This window comes from Rheinheimera sp. 4Y26, assembly GCF_025245835.1.
Taxonomy (GTDB): Bacteria; Pseudomonadota; Gammaproteobacteria; order Enterobacterales; family Alteromonadaceae; genus Pararheinheimera.
The window spans coordinates 113,963-131,661 of sequence record NZ_JAOBWS010000011.1 but is presented as its reverse complement, the minus strand read 5'-3'; the positions used below and the strand labels follow the sequence as shown (position 1 = coordinate 131,661).

General features: G+C 50.1%; 13 protein-coding genes. 9 read left to right on the top strand and 4 right to left on the bottom strand.

The genetic code is table 11. The features are described from left to right. The first annotated feature begins 152 nt into the window (after positions 1–152). The 3 genes from N3Z11_RS14350 to chrA all read left to right on the top strand — a co-directional run bounded on the left by N3Z11_RS14350 (position 153) and on the right by chrA (position 4,235). Positions 153–1,115 (top strand): collagenase, encoded by a 963-nt coding sequence (locus N3Z11_RS14350; RefSeq protein WP_260657884.1) that lies wholly within the window; start codon positions 153–155, stop codon positions 1,113–1,115. A 234-nt stretch (positions 1,116–1,349) separates the two neighbouring features. After that, the gene (locus N3Z11_RS14345; RefSeq protein ID WP_260657883.1) at positions 1,350–2,843 is read left to right on the top strand and encodes a hypothetical protein; all 1,494 of its coding nucleotides are present in this window, start codon (positions 1,350–1,352) and stop codon (positions 2,841–2,843) included. 180 nt (positions 2,844–3,023) lie between these two features. After that, complete coding sequence (gene chrA, locus N3Z11_RS14340) at positions 3,024–4,235, top strand: chromate efflux transporter (protein WP_260657882.1); 1,212 nt, start codon at positions 3,024–3,026, stop codon at positions 4,233–4,235. 66 nt (positions 4,236–4,301) lie between these two features. Here chrA and N3Z11_RS14335 read toward each other — a convergent pair whose 3' ends face one another. Continuing rightward, positions 4,302–5,135, bottom strand: coding sequence for a LysR family transcriptional regulator (locus N3Z11_RS14335; protein ID WP_260657881.1), 834 nt, complete (start codon positions 5,133–5,135; stop codon positions 4,302–4,304). Positions 5,136–5,231: 96 nt separating this feature from the next. Here N3Z11_RS14335 and N3Z11_RS14330 point away from each other — a divergent pair, with 96 nt between their 5' ends. The 3 genes from N3Z11_RS14330 (at position 5,232) to N3Z11_RS14320 (ending at position 9,736) form a co-directional block, all read left to right on the top strand. Beyond that, positions 5,232–6,407: an acyl-CoA dehydrogenase gene (locus N3Z11_RS14330; RefSeq protein ID WP_260657880.1), complete on the top strand. Its 1,176-nt coding sequence runs from the start codon at positions 5,232–5,234 to the stop codon at positions 6,405–6,407. A gap of 72 nt (positions 6,408–6,479) precedes the next feature. Then, positions 6,480–8,714, top strand: coding sequence for a thiamine pyrophosphate-dependent enzyme (locus N3Z11_RS14325; RefSeq protein ID WP_260657879.1), 2,235 nt, complete (start codon positions 6,480–6,482; stop codon positions 8,712–8,714). Then, positions 8,711–9,736, top strand: coding sequence for a malonyl CoA-ACP transacylase (locus N3Z11_RS14320; protein WP_260657878.1), 1,026 nt, complete (start codon positions 8,711–8,713; stop codon positions 9,734–9,736). Before N3Z11_RS14325 ends, N3Z11_RS14320 begins: the two co-directional genes overlap by 4 nt. A gap of 74 nt (positions 9,737–9,810) precedes the next feature. On the opposite strand, the gene N3Z11_RS14315 is transcribed toward N3Z11_RS14320, so the two are convergent. After that, positions 9,811–11,304, bottom strand: a complete 1,494-nt coding sequence (locus tag N3Z11_RS14315; protein ID WP_260657877.1) for a diguanylate cyclase — start codon at positions 11,302–11,304, stop codon at positions 9,811–9,813. A 267-nt stretch (positions 11,305–11,571) separates the two neighbouring features. On the opposite strand from N3Z11_RS14315, the gene N3Z11_RS14310 reads away from it, so the two are divergent. Next, positions 11,572–13,311: a D-alanyl-D-alanine carboxypeptidase/D-alanyl-D-alanine-endopeptidase gene (locus N3Z11_RS14310; RefSeq protein ID WP_260657876.1), complete on the top strand. Its 1,740-nt coding sequence runs from the start codon at positions 11,572–11,574 to the stop codon at positions 13,309–13,311. A gap of 47 nt (positions 13,312–13,358) precedes the next feature. Here the strand turns inward: N3Z11_RS14310 and N3Z11_RS14305 are convergent, their stop codons facing one another. After that, positions 13,359–14,321: a biotin-dependent carboxyltransferase family protein gene (locus N3Z11_RS14305; RefSeq protein ID WP_260657875.1), complete on the bottom strand. Its 963-nt coding sequence runs from the start codon at positions 14,319–14,321 to the stop codon at positions 13,359–13,361. Further along, positions 14,321–15,031, bottom strand: a complete 711-nt coding sequence (pxpB, locus tag N3Z11_RS14300) for a 5-oxoprolinase subunit PxpB (protein ID WP_260657874.1) — start codon at positions 15,029–15,031, stop codon at positions 14,321–14,323. The genes N3Z11_RS14305 and pxpB overlap by 1 nt, the downstream gene beginning before the upstream one ends. Positions 15,032–15,279: 248 nt before the next feature. Between pxpB and N3Z11_RS14295 the strand changes: the two genes are divergently transcribed. Next, positions 15,280–16,236, top strand: a complete 957-nt coding sequence (locus tag N3Z11_RS14295; protein ID WP_260657873.1) for an N-acetylmuramoyl-L-alanine amidase — start codon at positions 15,280–15,282, stop codon at positions 16,234–16,236. A gap of 14 nt (positions 16,237–16,250) precedes the next feature. Continuing rightward, on the top strand, positions 16,251–17,654 hold the full coding sequence (locus N3Z11_RS14290; protein ID WP_260657872.1) for a Na+/H+ antiporter NhaC family protein: 1,404 nt from the start codon (positions 16,251–16,253) through the stop codon (positions 17,652–17,654). Positions 17,655–17,699: the final 45 nt, after the last annotated feature.

The following is a 17,699-nucleotide window of genomic DNA, read 5'->3' as shown; positions in this document are numbered from 1 at the left end:
GTGCTTTGTGCTTTGTGCTTTGTGCTTTGTGCTTTGTGCTTTGTGCTTTGTGCTTTGTGCTTTGTGCTTTGTGCTTTGTGCTTTTATTGCCAGGGTAACAGGCAGCACTTCGGCGCTTTTTATTCAACAAGGTATAACTATCAGGAGTTGTTATGTATTTATCCAAAACCGCAGTGTTGTCAGCCGCTTTGTTATGGCTCAATGCAGCCCCGGTTGTGGCAGGCACAGCCGCAGCAGATGCAGTAACGGCTGAGCCCGCAACAACCGGCACATCAAGCACCAGTGTCAGTGCACTGCTGACGCAGGTACATCAGTGCAGTGCCACGCTGCAGCTGCGCTCTGCCGCTTTAACCGACAGTCAGGAGTCACAGATTTGTCAGCAACTCTCAGAAGTTGAGCAGCGTTTTCAGCACATCTTCGAAAACCCAAGCCCAGTGTCGTACGATGGCAACCACATGCTCAGAGCCAATATTTATGCGTCTCAACCCCAGTATGCCGCTTATGCTGGTCAGCATTTTTTGATGCCAACCAACAACGGCGGCATGTATCTGGAAGGTCTGCCCCATCAGGCAGGTAATCAGGCAGAATTTGTTGCTTATCAGCATGCTGGCGGCGCTGTGTGGAATCTGGCGCACGAATATGTGCATTATCTGGATGGACGTTTTAATTTGTTTGGCGATTTTTGCGCCAATCTGCACGACTCCCACGCCGCGCCGGAAAATTGCCCGCGCCCGGCGCCACAAAGCCCGTATCTGGTGTGGTGGACTGAAGGCATGGCGGAATATCTGGCACATGGTGATAACAATCAGGCGGCAATCAAACTGGCCAAAGAAGCTGGCTTTGCCCTTAGTGCGTTATTTCACACCGGTTATGAAAGCAATAGCGGCAGTGACCGTATCTATCGCTGGGGTTATCTGGCGGTACGTTATATGTTTGAAAAACAACGGAATAAGCTTGACCAAATGCTGCAGTTTACCCGAAATGGAGATTATCCAAGATATCAGGCATTGGTGCTCAGCTGGGGCAGTTCGATGGATGAAGATTTTGCGCTCTGGTTACAACAATTGGCAACAGCCTCATCAGCAACCACAAAGCCGACAGCAACTTCACCTTAAGCGGCCAGCCTGGAGATGGTGCGACTGCACTGATATAAATACCTGCGGCAACAACCTGGTTTTAAAATCATCGAGATCACGGAAAAACCGGCTTAAAAAACAGCCGGTTAACCCCCGATCACCTACTCTGCCCTTACCAGCCTAATTCAGCTCTGGTACATTCAGTGCCCGGCAAGCTCTGTTCTGCCGTTTTGTCTCACTTTACACTGGCTAAAAACTCAATCCGAGGTTGTTATGCGCTTGTTATTTGCTTTAGGTTTTAGCTTGTTTGCCAGCAGTGTTGCCGCCATGCCGGGCGAGCCTATCCTTGCCAGCAACTTTGAGCAGAATGAGCAGCAATTTAATATTTTATCCGGCTGTACCCTGCAAAAAGATGTGGTGAAAAGTGGCATTCAGGCATTAAGTTGTGGCCGCGGTTCCAGCTCACTGATAAGCCGCCAGCCCCTGGCAGAGCTGGGTTTACTGGAACTTTGGGTAAAGCCGGAAAACGCCTATACCAGTTATCGTATTAATATTCTGACGTCCGCATCTATTCGCATCGATAGTGTCTGGCAACAAGTGGGGTTGATTGAAACCCAGGCCGGCAGCACTGACTTTATCGCCCACCGGATTTCGATTGACGACCCGGGCCGCAAATATATCCGGCTTGATATTGAAAGCAGCAACGGCGCTGTGGTGATTGATGATGTGGTGGTTGACCGTATTCTTTTAGACACTGCGCTGCAAAAAAACGAGCAGAAAATTATCAGTGGTATTTTGGATCAGCTCAAACAAAACCGGAATTACGAAGTACAGGCTGAGTCGTTCCGTACTTTAGGTAAAAATTACGCCGCCCAGCTGGAAAGTCAGCGCCAATACCTGGAATACGCCAACGCCATTTATTCCAGTATTACTTTTGTGCTGGCAAGTTCTGAACGCAATAAAATGTCCAACCCTATGGCTTATGCGTCGTTTCGCACAATTTTGGCCGATACCAAAAGAGTGGCCTCCCCGCTGCAGCAGGCCAGGCTGAATTCAATGGTGAAACCTTTTGGTGATTTAGTAACTGCCACATTAAATGTAGTAAGCGCCGGCACTTATTCAGCCTTTGCCGAACCTTTTAAATCCTTTTTAGCGGCCACTTTTGATAAATCCAATTATGAAAATGCCGATTTAAGCCGCAAAGATCGCAAATTTGCCGAAGAAAACGGGCTGAAAATCTACGAAAACGCTGAACGTTTTTTAAGCGAGCTGGAACGTGAGCTGGTGCAGGTGTCTACCTTGGATCAGGACTTACAACAAATGGCGAAAATGGTGGAGCTGTTTCGTAAAGACTTAGACAAACACCTGCGCAATTATCTGCAACATGCCGGCCTTGCCCGCACTCAGGAAAATTACGGCCGGGTGATGAGTAAAGAAGAATCTATCCGCGCCAATATCATGGACGAGGTGGCCTCAAATGTAACCAATAAAGCGCAGTCTTACCTGGCTAGCGAAAACAACACTGAGCTGGTGCAATATTTATTAAAAACCCGCGAACAGCTGGAAGCTTTGCAGGAATTTAAAGAAAGGTTTAATCAAATCACTGCATCATCAATTACTTTTTACGAAAAGTTTGAACGTTCAGTGGCGCCTGAGCAAAACCCCTTTACCGATGCCAAAGACAAAGCGGCCTGGGAGCAACACGCCAAAAAAGCCAGGACTTATATTCAGCAATCCAAAGAAGCCTTTAGCAAAGCTTATATGTAATATTTATGTCATATCACCCCATTATGCTGCGGCTGTTTCGTGCTAAAGCCACAAAATTCGCCGCGAACAGCCGGGGCAAAGGGCTTAAAACACCCATGAAAAACTAAAAGTTCTGCCAAGACTCAGCCTGCTGAGTCTTGTTTTTTGACAAAGTCTTTGCATAAAAGGACCCGACAGCCAGTGCCTCAGCAGCAACAATCAGAACCACAAGTTGCCCCACCTTCGTTATGGCAACTTTTTATTATTTTTCTGACCCTTGGCTGTACCAGCTTTGGCGGCCCTTTGGCCCACCTTGGTTTTTTCCGTTTTGAATTTGTCGAAAAACGCCGTTGGCTGAACGATCAGGATTACGCCGAGCTGGTGGCCTTATGCCAGTTTTTGCCAGGCCCCGCCAGCAGTCAGGTCGGCATGGCGATTGGTTTTTTAACACGCTCTTATGCTGGCGCCCTGGTCAGTTTTTTAGGTTTTACCCTACCTTCTTTTGTGCTGATGCTTCTGTTTGCACTGTATTTGCAGCACGCGGCCGGCGGTTTTGATGCCAGTTTGGTGCATACGCTCAAACTGGTGGCCGTCGCCGTCGTCGCGCAGGCACTTTATGGCATGAGTAAAAGCATGTGCCCAGACTGGCCAAGGCGCTTAGTTGCCCTTGCCGTGATGTTATGGCTGCTGTGGCAACCCGGGGTTTGGCAGCAGCTTGTTGTCATCGCCATAGCTGCTTTTTGTGGCCGTTATTTTGTATCGCCTTTGCCGCAGCCGTCGCCTGCGAGCGCATCAAAATCGCGGCTTGCGCCTGTGTTAGTTGGGGTGTTTTTCTCCTTATTGCTGCTCTTGCCTCTATTGGCGACCAGCAGCGAAAACGCCCTTTTGAGCCTGATGGATAAATTTTACCGGGCCGGCAGCTTAGTGTTTGGTGGCGGTCATGTGGTGCTGCCGATGCTGCAGGCTGAACTTGTGCCTGAACTTATTGATAACCAGAGCTTTTTGGCAGGTTATGGTTTAGCTCAGGCACTACCGGGCCCGCTCTTTGCTTTTGCCAGCTTTTTAGGGGCATCAAGCGGTTTGCCTTATTCACCTTTGCTGCTGGCCTTGATTGCCACTGTTGCCATCTTTTTACCGGCCATGCTCCTGGTGCTGGGGGCTTTGCCTTATTGGCAACAACTGAAATATAAACCCGGGGTGCAGCAGGCAATGGCCGGGGCGAATGCTGCTGTGGTCGGTGTGCTGGCCTGTGCTTTTATAAAGCCGGTGGCCAGCAACAGTATTGGCTCAGTGACTGACTTTTTATGGGTACTCCTTGCGGTGTTTTTACTGATCAAAGCCAAACTATCGCCCTTTTATCTGGTGGCTGGCGCTCTTGTGCTGTCGCTGTCTATTTCACTGTTGATGTCTTGATAAATCCGCCTGGCTGGCGGTAATGGTGATACCGGCGGCAAACAAAATGTATCAGCGGCAGCCAGATTATTGTTTTTTCGCTACTTCACATAAAGTTTTTACCGCACTCTGATGCTGCTGGTTTTTATCAAAAGCCAATACCAACTGGCGCTCGGCAAGGGGGAGCTCCAGCGGTCTGGTTTGCATCTCGGCCCTGTTGCGGTGACTCTCAAACGCCGGCACTAAAGCACAGCCAATGCCGGCGCCCACCAGCCCTATGGCATATTCGATAGTGTGAATATTGGCGCGGATATCGGCTTTAATATTGTGCCTGTTCAGCGCCGTTTGCAGCTGATCCCAGGCATCACAAGGCGTGCGTTTAATCAGCGGCAACTTTTTAAAATCCTCCATGCTGATTTGCGCTTTGGCGCATAAAGGATGCTGCGCCGGTAATGCCAGCAAATAAGCGTCACTCCAGAGCGGCTGGTAAAGCTCGCCGGCTTTGAGCTGGCGGATATTAATAATACGGGCATCACAAGGCTCGTCCGGCTCTACTAAGTGCAGCTCAAGACCAGGCAGCTGACTGTTAAAGTCTTTGAGCAGCGCACTCATACGTTCAACCCCTAAAGCGCGCACTAAACCAAGCCTGAATTGCAATCGTTTGGCCGGTTTTTTAAAAGACGCCTGCACCGCCTGCAACTGACTTAAAATCTGACAGGCCTGGCTGTATAACCTCTCACCTTCCTCGGTGGCTTTCACACCACGCGGTAAGCGGATAAAAAGCACCACGCCAAGTTCGCTCTCCAGCGCCAATAACGCTGCTGACACCGAAGGCTGGGCAACATCCAGGTGCCTTGCTGCCGCACTGATGCTGCCTTGCTCAAAAACCGCGACAAAATAACCAAGCTGACGCATATCCATAGATATTTTCTATACCTGACCAAGCTTCTATATGTTTTTACTTTAAATCCGGCCTCCATAAGATAGCAATAACTTTCACTGCATTGAGTAACCACCATGAGCAAAACGCCTTTTAACTGGCAAGACCCGTTTTCCTTCAATAACTTATTAACAGAAGAAGAAAGGTTAATTCAGGAAACGGCCCATAGTTATTGTCAGGAGCGGTTGATGCCGCGCATTCTCGAAGCCAACCGCCATGAACACTTTGATGTGGCCATTATGCGCGAGCTTGGTGAACTGGGATTATTGGGCGCCACTTTGCCGGAAAAATACGGCTGCTCCGGTGTCAATTATGTCAGTTATGGTTTAGTCGCCCGTGAAGTAGAACGGGTTGACAGCGGTTATCGCAGTGCCATGAGTGTGCAATCTTCCCTGGTGATGCATCCTATTTATACCTATGGCTCAGAAGCACAGCGGATGAAATACCTGCCCAAACTTGCCAGCGGCGAATGGATTGGCTGTTTTGGTTTAACAGAGCCGGATTCGGGTTCAGATCCGGCTTCTATGCGCACCACAGCGAAAAAAATCGACGGTGGTTACAGCATTTCCGGCACCAAAATGTGGATCACCAACTCCCCTGTGGCCGATGTGTTTGTGGTCTGGGCCAAACTTGATGGTGTTATTCGTGGTTTTATCCTGGAAAAAGGCATGAAGGGCTTAAGCGCCCCGAAAATTGAAGGTAAATTTTCGCTGCGCGCCTCTATCACAGGTGAAATTGTGATGGATGGCGTGGAAGTGTCGGAAGATCAGTTATTGCCCAATGCTCAGGGATTGAGTGGGCCCTTTGGTTGTTTAAATAAAGCCCGGTATGGTATTGCCTGGGGCGCTTTGGGTGCTGCAGAGTTTTGTTTTAATGCGGCGCGCCAGTATACGCTGGACCGTTCACAATTTGGCCGGCCACTGGCGGCCAATCAGCTTATTCAGAAAAAACTGGCCGATATGCAAACCGACATCAGCTTAGGGTTATTGGGCTGTTTACAGGCCGGCCGTTTAATGGATGCCGGCACCCTGCCGGTGGAAACTATTTCGCTGATTAAACGCAATTCCTGTGGTAAAGCGCTGGATATAGCGCGTATCGCCCGTGATATGCACGGTGGTAATGGCATTGCGGATGAATATCACGTGATCCGCCATGTGATGAATTTAGAAGCAGTGAATACCTACGAAGGCACCCACGATGTGCATGCGCTGATTTTAGGCCGCGCCATTACCGGCCTGCAGGCGTTTTGCTGATTAATCAAGGCCAGCGGCAAATGCCCTGGCCTTTTTTCTGTCGATTACAACAACCATATGGCAGGATTTTGCATGCCCCCTTATGAACAACATGCCTGGACCACAGCTTATCTGGAGAAAATTCAGAGCCACAAGCTACCCACCCCCAAATCAGACGCGGGACTATTGACCGATTTTGAAATTTGCCGATATTTTGATTCGATGCTGTCAAGCCGCCTGCTGGATTTGCGCTCGCGCTTGTTACAAGCCAAAGGGCAAAGCTTTTACACCATAGGCTCAAGCGGCCATGAAGCCAATGCAGTGGTGGCATCGGCTTTACAGGTCACGGATCCGGCCTTTTTGCATTATCGCAGTGGCGCCTTTTTTATTGAACGCAGCAAACAGCTGCCAGGCTCCACGCCCATTTATGATTTGTTATTGTCTTTTACCGCTTCCAGTGAAGATCCAATTTCCGGCGGCCGGCATAAGGTGCTGGGTAGTCTGGCTTTGTCTATTCCACCCCAAACCAGCACTATTGCCTCACATTTACCCAAGGCTGTGGGGACTGCTTTTGCCATCGATTTAAGCAAAAGGCTGGATCTCAAAGGCCAGTGGCCGGAACAGGCCATTGCCTTTTGTAGTTTTGGTGACGCCTCTGCCAACCATTCCACAGCGCAGGGCGCTATTAACGCTGCTTGCTGGGCCGATTATCAGCATGTGCCTGTGCCTGTGCTGTTTTTATGCGAAGACAATGGTCTGGGCATTTCCACACCAACCCCTTGTGGCTGGATTGCCCACAGTTTAAGCCCGCATATGCAAACTTTTACTGCAGACTCTCGCGATTTGGCCGATGTAGCCCTGGCTTCCAGAGCAGCAGTGGATTTTGTGCGCAAAAACCGCCGGCCGGCGCTGTTGCATTTAAAAACCTATCGTTTATTTGGCCATGCCGGTGCCGACGCTGAAGTGGCGTATCGCAAAAAACAACAGATTGAAACTGAGCTGGATGAAGATCCGCTGTTATACGCCACTGCTCTGCTGTTAAAACGTGGTATTTATACCCAGACAGAATTGGCAGAACTGGTACTCAAACTGGATCAACAAACCGCCAGAGTGGCTTTTGTTGCCAGCAATAAGCCAAAACTCACCACAGCTGAAGCTGTGATGCAAAGCATAGTGCCTAAAGTGTCTGCTGCCACAACTGCTGCAGCCATAAACCCGGCGCTAAGTGTGCCTGCCAAGACGCTTGATTTTGATAAACACAACCTGGGTAAACCCCAGCATCTGGCGAAAATTATCAACTGGACTTTGCATCAGGCCATGGCGCGTTACCCAAACGCCATAGTGCTGGGTGAAGACGTTGGCAAAAAAGGCGGTGTGTATAACGTCACTTCACAGCTGGTGCAGCAATTTGGCAGCAACAGAGTGATCAACACCTTGCTGGATGAACAAAGTATTCTGGGTTTGGGCATTGGTCTGGCGCAGCAAGGCTTTTTGCCGGTGCCGGAAATTCAGTTTTTGGCTTATGTGCATAACGCCGAAGATCAAATCCGGGGTGAAGCCGCGACTTTACCGTTTTTCTCCAACGGTCAGTATCAAAACCCCATGGTGGTGCGTATTGCAGGTCTGGCTTATCAACGTGGCTTTGGCGGTCATTTTCATAACGACAATTCTTTTGCGGTATTTCGGGATATTCCGGGTTTATTGTTGTTTTGCCCGTCAAACGGCCGCGACGCCAGTTTATTGCTGCGTCAGGCTTTAGAGCTTGCCCACAGTGAAAAACGACTGGTGATTTTTTTAGAGCCAATAGCCCTTTATATGACCCGCGATTTACACCAGCCGGGTGATAACCTCTGGGCCTGTGATTTGCCATCGCTGGATGAACAGCTGCCAGAAATTGGCACGCCAGCGATTCGCTCCCATCATCTGGATAAAGCAACAGATCTGGTGATCTTAAGCTACGCCAACGGTTTTTATTTAAGTTGTCAGGCGCAGCAACAACTGGCAGCACAAGGTATTGCAGCAACTGTGCTGGATTTACGTTACCTGGTGCCTTTGCATATTGAACAAATTGCCAAAGCCATTGGCCAGACGCAAAAAGTGCTGATTGTCGATGAATGCCGCCGCCGTGGCTCGCTCAGCGAGGAGCTTTTTACCGCTTTACATGAACACAAACCGAACTGGTATCAGCTGTCGCGTTTATGTGCACAAGACAGTTTTATTCCGCTTGGCAGCGCCGCTTACACTGTGCTGCCTTCTGTGGCGCAAATTATTGAACAATCGCTGATGTTGCTGGGTAAATCTCAGCACAAACTGGAGCAGGTTGGATGAAACAAACCGCATTGGTGGTATGCCCGGGCCGGGGTACCTATCAGAAAACAGAATTAGGCTCGCTGGCGCCTTTTTACGGCTCAAAAGCGCTTAAAGCTATTGATCAAACCCGGCATCAGCTGGGGCTCACGACTGTGACAGAGCTTGACAGTGCCCCTTTGTATTTAAACGCCAGTCATCAAAAACCGGAGAATAATGCTGCTTTGATTTATGCCGCAGGTGTGGCGCAATTTCAAAGCCTGCAACAGGATTTAGCAGAACAATACGACATAGTGGCAGTCACCGGCAATTCGATGGGCTGGTACACAGCACTCGCCTGCGCCGGTGTCTGGGCGCCGGGCTTTGGCACTGAAGTGGTCTCGGCCATGGCGCAGCTGACGGCTCAGGCAGAAGGACAACAGTTTATTTATCCGCTGTTGGATGAGCAGTGGCGGCTGGATCCGCAAAAAGAAGCTGCGGTAAAACACCAGCTGGCGCTGCACCATGGTCAGCTTTGGATGTCGATTGAATATGGCGGTTATGCCGTGATGGCGGGCAGCAAAACAGCGGTCACTGCCGCCATGGCCGCTTTGCCTCCAGTGGATGGACGTTTCCCACTGTTATTGCACGGCCATGCCGGCTTTCACAGCCCTTTAATGCAACAGGCATCAGCAGCGGCGTTGGCGCGTTTTAGTACAGAACAATTTATGCGGCCACAAACAGCGCTTATTGACGGCAGCGGCACTATCTGGCATCCGGGAGCAGTGGATAACAAAGCGCTGTGGCGTTATACCTTTCAAACCCAGGTGGCAGATTGTTATCACTTTAGCCGTGCTTTGCAGGTGGCGGTGAAAGAGTTTGCGCCGGATAAGCTGATTTTATTAGGCCCAGGGCAAAACCTCGGTGGTGCAGTGGCGCAAAGTCTGATTGAGATAGGTTATGCCGGCCTTCACAGCAAACAGGACTTTGTGGCATTACAACAAAGTGATAATCCGCTGCTGTTAGAAGCTCAGGCGCTACTGACCGAGCCGGAACCTGCTTAAACCTGCCTAAGCAAGGCTGCAAAGAAGTTGCTTTTTGGCGTTATCGCCTTATTGGCCGTTTGCGGCTTTGACTTTTATCCGCGGGGCGGGATCAACACCAGTTGGTCCCGCCCCTGATTTTTTGCCTGATACAACGCCTGATCCACCAGTTCCAGCAAGGTTTTACTGTCCAGTTCCTGCGTTGGCACATCACAATAAGCGCCGACACTGATAGTGCAGTTGCGGCAATGTTCGCCGTCATTCATTTCAGTGCTGGCAATAACCCCAACAAAAGCCCGCAGCAGTTTTTCCATCGACGCAGGTGCTGTACCGACACTGATCAACACAAATTCTTCACCGCCATAACGCACCAGTAAATCCTGCGGCCGCTGAAAATAACTGCGGCATAACCTGGAAAATTCACGCAAACAGGTGTCGCCATACAAATGGCCACATTCGTCATTGAGCTTTTTAAAGTGATCCAGATCCATCATCGCCACCGTCAGCGCCAACTGTTGCCGCTGACACAAAGCCAATGCATCCTGTAATTTTTGTTCAAAAAATTGCCGGTTATAAAGCCCGGTTAACGGATCCTGCTGGCTCAACCGCGCCAACTCAGCATTGGCCGCAACCAGTGCCCTGTTCAGCCGACGCAGTTTCAGATAAGCCCACAACCAAAGTAGTCCAAGAGCGCTGGCAACCAGGATCACCTGCCACACCAGCTGATAGTCCACACCCTGTTCGTAACGCACGCTGAGCCAGCGCTGATGAATTTGCTGTTGTTGCTGCACCGACAGCCGTAACAGCATTTTTTGTAAAATACTGCCAAGCAGTGGCTCGTCATTACGACTGGCAAAAGACAGCTGACTGTCGCCCGCCAGACGGCCGGCAATTTTTAGATTTTGCATTTTGTTTTGTTGCATGCTGTAGCTGATGCTGCCCATATTGGCGATAAAACCGTACAAAATGCCCTGCTGCACCGCCAGCAAACCTTGATCATAACTGTCGTATTGCATCAGATGTAACGCCGGGCTGCGCTGTTGATAAAGTTCGGCCACCCCATAACCACGACGCACACCCACAGGCTGCGGCGGCAAATCAGCTAAGTGATGCAGATAAGGTTTGTCGTGCGTGGTCACCAGCACGGTCGGAATGCTCAGATACGCAAGAGTGAAATTGAAATAACGGCTGCGCTCCGGCGTTTTCATTGCCAGCGGCAAAAAGTCGCAGCTTTTACTTTTGGCATAGTCGATGGACTCCGCCCAGTTTTTGGTGGGCACCAGCTGCAAAGGCACAGGTAGCATCTTTTGAAACAACTGCAGATAATCGGCACTGATGCCAATATGCCGGCCTTGCGCATCGAGCCCTTCAAACGGCATCCAGTCAGGGTCGATACAATAACGCAGTGTTTTTTTCTGCTGTAAATAACTCATTTCCGCTTTGCTAAAGGCTGCGGCACCGCCGTTTGCGACCTCTGTTTGCTGCGCCTGTGCTGTCAAAGACCCAAGTAACGCCAGAGCAAGCCAGAAACCGGGCAGGTATTTTCGCAAAAAGCCGGTGTTGTTTACCTGTCTGCACACGTTGTCCATATCGGCTGCGTTTATCACAAATCTGGTAACTAGATAATAGCAAGCAGTGGCCTTTCCAGCTGGCAGCTAAACAAGGTAGAAATCCACATCTGCCGCTTTACGCTAGTTAGGCTACCCAAGAGTTGCCACCACAGCTGTAACACAGATAGCTCAAACATGCTGCCAAGCGGCAAAAACCAGGTTGTTTTGGTATTCAGCCAGGGCTAAAACTGGCAAGATAAAACGGCAAAACCCAGGACACCAAAACAGTTATGTGCCGGAGTTATTTTGAAATTATTGCGCCATCGACTTTATCTGCCGCTTAGCCTGTTGCTGCTGACTTTATCAGCCTGCAGCTCTGCCCCCATCAGCCAACAGGGTTTTAAAAGTCAGCTGGCACAAAACGGCCTGCAGCCAGAGGAAGTGGCGCTGGTGATGGAGCCGCTGTTTGACGGTGCAGCGCCGTTTTTTTATCGCGCTGATGCGGCCATGTCACCGGCATCTACCATGAAACTGCTGACCAGCACTGTGGTTTTGTCCCGCTTGGGAGCTGACTGGCGCGGCAGTACCCGCTTGCTGCTGGATAAAGATGATTATGCTGCGTTGCAACGGCACAAAACTCAGACAAGTTTTCGTTTAACACAGCCGTTATATCTGCAGGCCGGCGCCGATGCTGATTTAAATTATGCTGAACTGAGCGCTTTACTCAGCCAGTTGCGTGCACAGGGAGTCAGCGAGCTTAATGCCATAGTGCTGGATCGCAGCAGTTTTTTACCAGCGCGCTCTGATGTGGGGGCTGCGGATTTTGATGAAACACCCAAAGCACGTTATAACCACAGGCCGGATGCACTTTATCTGGGCCAAAGTCAACAGGTCCTTAAACTAAGCTCAGACCAGCAAAAGGTGCAGGCGATGCTGCTCCCCTATTGGCCTTTGTTGCAGCTGGATTTATCCGGTGTGACACTTAACAACAGCCCCTGTGAACAGACTGATTTAACCTCGATACAGGCACAGCTGGTGATGGTTTCATCTCAATTGCAGCTGCAACTTCGCGGCAACTTTGCTAAAAATTGTGTGCAGCAACAGAGTTTTGAGCTGATTGACCGCGATCAGGCACTATTTTTAACTCTGCTGCAGCAATGGCAACAACTTGGCGGCACTATCAGGGGTAATCTCAGCAACAGCGTCATAGACGGCGATATAGCCGGAAATAGCCACAGCGCCGAAAATCACCGGCCCGGTTTTGGCCACAGAGGTAAAGGGGCAACAACAACCAAACAGCATTGCTGCCAGGCAAAACATCACATGCAGCATTTATCTTCCAGTGATAAACCAACGCCTTTATTAGCTACATTTTCGCCAGCGACCTGGTTACAACAAGGACAAACACCCCCAGATGCAGTTCCTGTTGCCGTGCACTACAGCAGGCGTTTGGGGGAGCTTGTCAGACGGGTGAATAAAACCTCAGACAATGCACTGACCCGTTTATTGTATTTAACCCTGGGAGCCAACAGGGCCGATAACAGTACAGACAATAATACCGAAAACAGCGCTAACAAGCCGGACAATCAGAACAATCAGGACAATCAGGACAGTCTGACCACAGATCTCGCGGCGCAGGAGATTCTGGCCTGGTTAGCAGAGCAGCAGATCACATCAAAGCAACTGGTACTCGAAAACGGCTCGGGTTTATCGCGGCAGGAACGTCTGAGCGCATCGTTATTGGCGGCATTATTGCGCCACAACACAAAGGCGCATTACGGACCAGAATTTATCGCCAGCTTACCGCTCGCAGGCATGGACGGCACTTTAAAAAACCGCTTCAGAGCCGGCGCTGCCTATCAAAAAGCGCGGTTAAAAACCGGTACGCTGAACAATGTGACCGCCCTTGCCGGTTATGTGTATGACGCCAACCACAGGCCCTGGATTTTTGTGGCCATGGTTAATAGCCCTAAAGCGGCCACCGCAGGCAGAACCTTGTTGGATCAGCTGGTGCAACAACTGGCCCAATATCCAGGCAAGCGCTGACGCAGCAAGGTTACTCAATCTTTGCGAAGCCTGTACGAAGGCGTTGTTCAGGCTTTGTGCTGCCACTCTTGTTGCAAGCTTGCCAGCCATTCGCGCTGGCGCGCAGCTTTGGCCTGCACATCAGACAAATCACGTTTAACAAAACGCACCAGACTGCCGGGCCGGCACTGTGCCAGTGCATTGAGACTAAGCCTGCTGACTGCACCGGGTTTGGCGTAACCACCTATGGTCTGATGATCGTTTAGCATAACTATGGGTTGACCGTCATTGCTGATTTGAATAGCACCACAACATACCCCCTCCGAATACATCTGCGCCTGAGGTTTAACCTTAATTTTGCCGCCACTGAGCCGGCAGCCCATGCGGTCTGACTGTTTTGTGACACGAAACAGCTGCTGATCCAGCCTGGTGATGGCCTCCTGGCTAAACCAGTCATATTGTGCGCCCGCTATCCAGTCCAGCGCTGTAACAGCACTGAATTTTGGTTGTAATTCGTAAGGCAAAGAGCGCAGCGCTATAACCTCACAAGGCTGCACCGCCAGCCAATCCCCATCAGCAAGCGCCTGGCCATTGAGTCCGCCTACAGCTTCACGTAGCACGGTTGACACACTGCCCAGGGTGGTTGGCACTAAAAAACCACCGGCGACCGCCAGATAACAACGAAGGCCGGCTCTGGCGTAACCAATTTCAATCAGATCGCCAGATTGCACCGCAATAGTGCAATAACGTGGCGCCGGTTGGCCGTTAATTAAAAATGGCATCTGCGCACCGGTCAGACTAATGTAGGTATTGGCCTGAGCTCTTAAACTGACACCTCCTACGCCAATTTCCAATAAAGGCGCACCAGCCACATTTCCAAGCAGCATATTGGCCAGCATGGCTGATTGTTGGTCGCAGGCTCCACCTTCAGTTAAACCAAGACCGGCAACGCCAAAACGCCCCAAATCCTGTAACTGACACAAAGCGTGACTTTTCAGCAGATAAAAACCACCTTGTTTCAGTCTGTCCATTAATCCGTCCACAATTGGCCCCCCAACCGGATAAATTCAGCACGTTCTATCGGCTCAAACTTTATTTCATCGCCCACAGCAACCGGCATCAGCGGCGCGGCATTCAGATCAAAGAGCGGTAGCGGGCTGTTACCAATAATGTTCCAGCCACCCGGCGAACTTGCCGGATACACCGCAGTCTGCCGATCAGCAATACCCACAGAGCCCTGTAACACCTGTTGCCTTGGTGTCGCGAGTCTGGGGCTATTGAGCTCAGGGGGAACAAAACCTAAATAGGCAAAACCAGGCGCAAAACCAATGGCATAAACCAGATAAGTTGTATTGTGATGCAGTTCAATGATGCGTTTTTGTGACAAACCATGTAAGGCAGACAGACGTGGCAGATCAGGGCCACTGTCTTTGCCGTAATACACCGGCAGCTGTACTTTTTTGCCGGCAAGATCAGGTGCCGGTTGCTGAAACAGCCGCTGGCAAAAAGCGGTTAACTCAGCACACAGCCCCTGATAAACAAAATATTCGGGTTCAAAAATCAGCAATAACGATAAATAAGCCGGCACTATGTCGCGAAGATGATGGCCATAATGCTGTTTTAACTGCTGCTGCAGTTGTACCAGCTGCGCCAGCGCTGCCGGCGAAGGTTCAGTCGCCAGATCCAGATAGAGTGCATGTTCAGACGCAATTCTGATAGACAACAACTGTTGGTGGCTCATTGATTCAAATCCCTGATCTGGTTAAAAGCTATATCGCCATAAAACGTAATAAATTACAACCAGATAGCCTGACAACAGCCACAAGGCGACATAGAAGCAGTCGCTGTTTTTATGTTATCTTTGCGCCTTTGGCGCTTTCTGTTGTGCGGCAACAGACAACTTGTTTGCAGGTTAGGTGTATGTTCCGACAAAAATTGTCTTTCAGAGTTCGGACTTTTTGTTATCCGCTGCTGCTCTGCGGTTTGACTGTGTTGCTTCAAGGCTGTGCCACAACCCTGTCGCCGGTACAACTGAACATCAGCAAACATCCTTCGGAAAATCAGAATCAGCGCGTGCGTTTTGTGGTGCTGCATTACACCGCAGGCAATTGGCAGCAATCACTTCAGATCCTGACCCAAAAGTCAGCCCGCCCGGTCAGCAGCCATTATTTGATCCCTGAATCTTTTGACAGCACATACCCAGAGCAAGAACTCAAGGTTTATCAGCTGGTGGCTGAAACAGAGCGCGCCTGGCATGCCGGTGAAAGTGCATTTGAAGACCGGCAAAATCTGAACGACCAATCCATTGGCATTGAGCTGGTGAACACCGGACATTGTGATCAGCCAAGTGCAGCAACAGCAAGCAATACAGTCCGTCCGGCGCTTTGTCTGACACCGGATTTTGACCCACAGCAAATGCAGCTGCTGGCGCTGCTGCTCAAAGATATTCTCAAACGTTATCCTGACATCAGCGCTACCCGGGTTCTGGCACACAGTGATATAGCCCCGGCGAAAAAGCAGGACCCGGGGCCACGTTTTCCCTGGCAGTGGCTGGCAACCCAGGGCATTGGGGCCTGGTATGACAACCACAGCGTGCGCCAATATTTTCAGCAGCCTGTGTTAACCGGCGGCATCACCCAGCTGCAACAGGCGCTCAGGCTTTACGGTTATGCCATTGAAGTAACAGGTGAACATGACGAGCAAAGCAAACTCTACTTCAGTGCTTTTCAAAGGCACTTTGTGCCTGAGCACATCACGGGCGGGATGGATGATAAAAGCATTGCAGTGTTATCTGCCTTACTGGCAAAGTATCGGCCGGACGCATTTTTACAATTGCTCCGGCAAACAGCGCCTACATGCCCAATGCATCGCGCTAACAAGCCCGGCATGGCAAGCTGTCACACTAAAGATCATCAACAAACAACAATAAATAACAACAAGAACTGACAACGAGGTGAATTTTGTCTGACTGGCTGACGCTGCTACCCGCGCTGGTGGCTTTGATTGTGGTGCTGTGGAAAAAAGAAGTGATAGTGGCACTGCTGTTATCGTTGTTTTGTGCCGAACTGCTGTTACTGAGCCAACAGGGTGAGTCTGTTGTGACCGCCACTGCGCTGGGTGGCCTCAATACACTGGAAGCACTGATCAAAGTGATGTCAGATCCGGGCAATGCACGCTTATTGTTATTTGCCCTGCTGGTCGGTGCGTTAATGGCTTATATGCGTTATTCCGGCGGTGTAAATGCGCTGGTGACCCGCCTGGTGGCGCGTGGTATTGCCAAAAATGGCCGGCAAAGCAAGCTGCTGGCATTTTTTACCGGTGTGGCCATTTTTATTGAATCAAACCTGTCTGTGCTGACTGCAGGTATTTTATCGCGGGGTTTATTTGATAAATTTAAAATGAGCAGAGCCGAACTTGCTTATATTATCGACAGTACCAGCGCGCCTATCTGCATTCTGATTTTACTCAATGGTTGGGGCGCTTATGTGCTTGGTTTGCTTGGCAGTTATCAGCTGCCGGAAAATCCGGTGTCAATTCTGATACAAACCATTATGTTTAACTTCTATCCGTTGTTCACACTGGCGCTGGTGCTTTTTACCATTATCAGTGGGCGTCATTATGGCCCGATGAAAACTGCCTGGCAGCGTCAGCAACAATTGCATAATGCCACGACAGATCTCGGCGAAGGGCCAGAAATCAGCCAAGGCAAAGCCCGTTATATGCTACTGCCTTTGCTGACGATGATCCTGTCGATGGTGGGTTTTATGTATTGGACAGGCCAGGGCGATTTAGCCGCAGGCTCAGGCTCCAAATCTGTGCTCTATGCCACTGCCCTTGCCTGTTTAGTCGCTTATGCTTTGCTTCGGTTTGACAATAAATTCAGTCATCAGCAGCTGGTGGATATTGGTTATAAAGGCATGAGTGAACTATTGGCGTTAACGACTATTTTATTGTTAGCCATTGCGCTTGGCGCCAGCTTAAAAACACTGGGCACTGGTACCTTTATTGCCGGTTTAGTGGCAAGTTCAATGCCGCTGTTTTTAATTCCGGCCATGATGTTTTTAGCAGGTGCTTTGATTTCCTTTACCACAGGCACCTCCTGGGGCACCTTTGCTATTCTGATCCCTATTGGCATGCCACTGGTGCTGGAGCTGAATTTACCACCAGCCCTGATACTGGCGGCCATTTTAGGCGGTGGTGTATTTGGCGATCATTGCTCGCCTATTTCAGATACCACGGCGGTGAGTTCAGTGGCAGCAGGCTGTGATTTATTAGAGCATGTGCGTACCCAAATGCCTTATGCAGTGTTTTGTGCTGTCGCCAGTTTTATTGCTTATCTGCTCTGTGGTTGGTGGATGATTTAACAAAGGTTCAAAACGGCCAACAGCTGCGACAAATCACCGGCAACA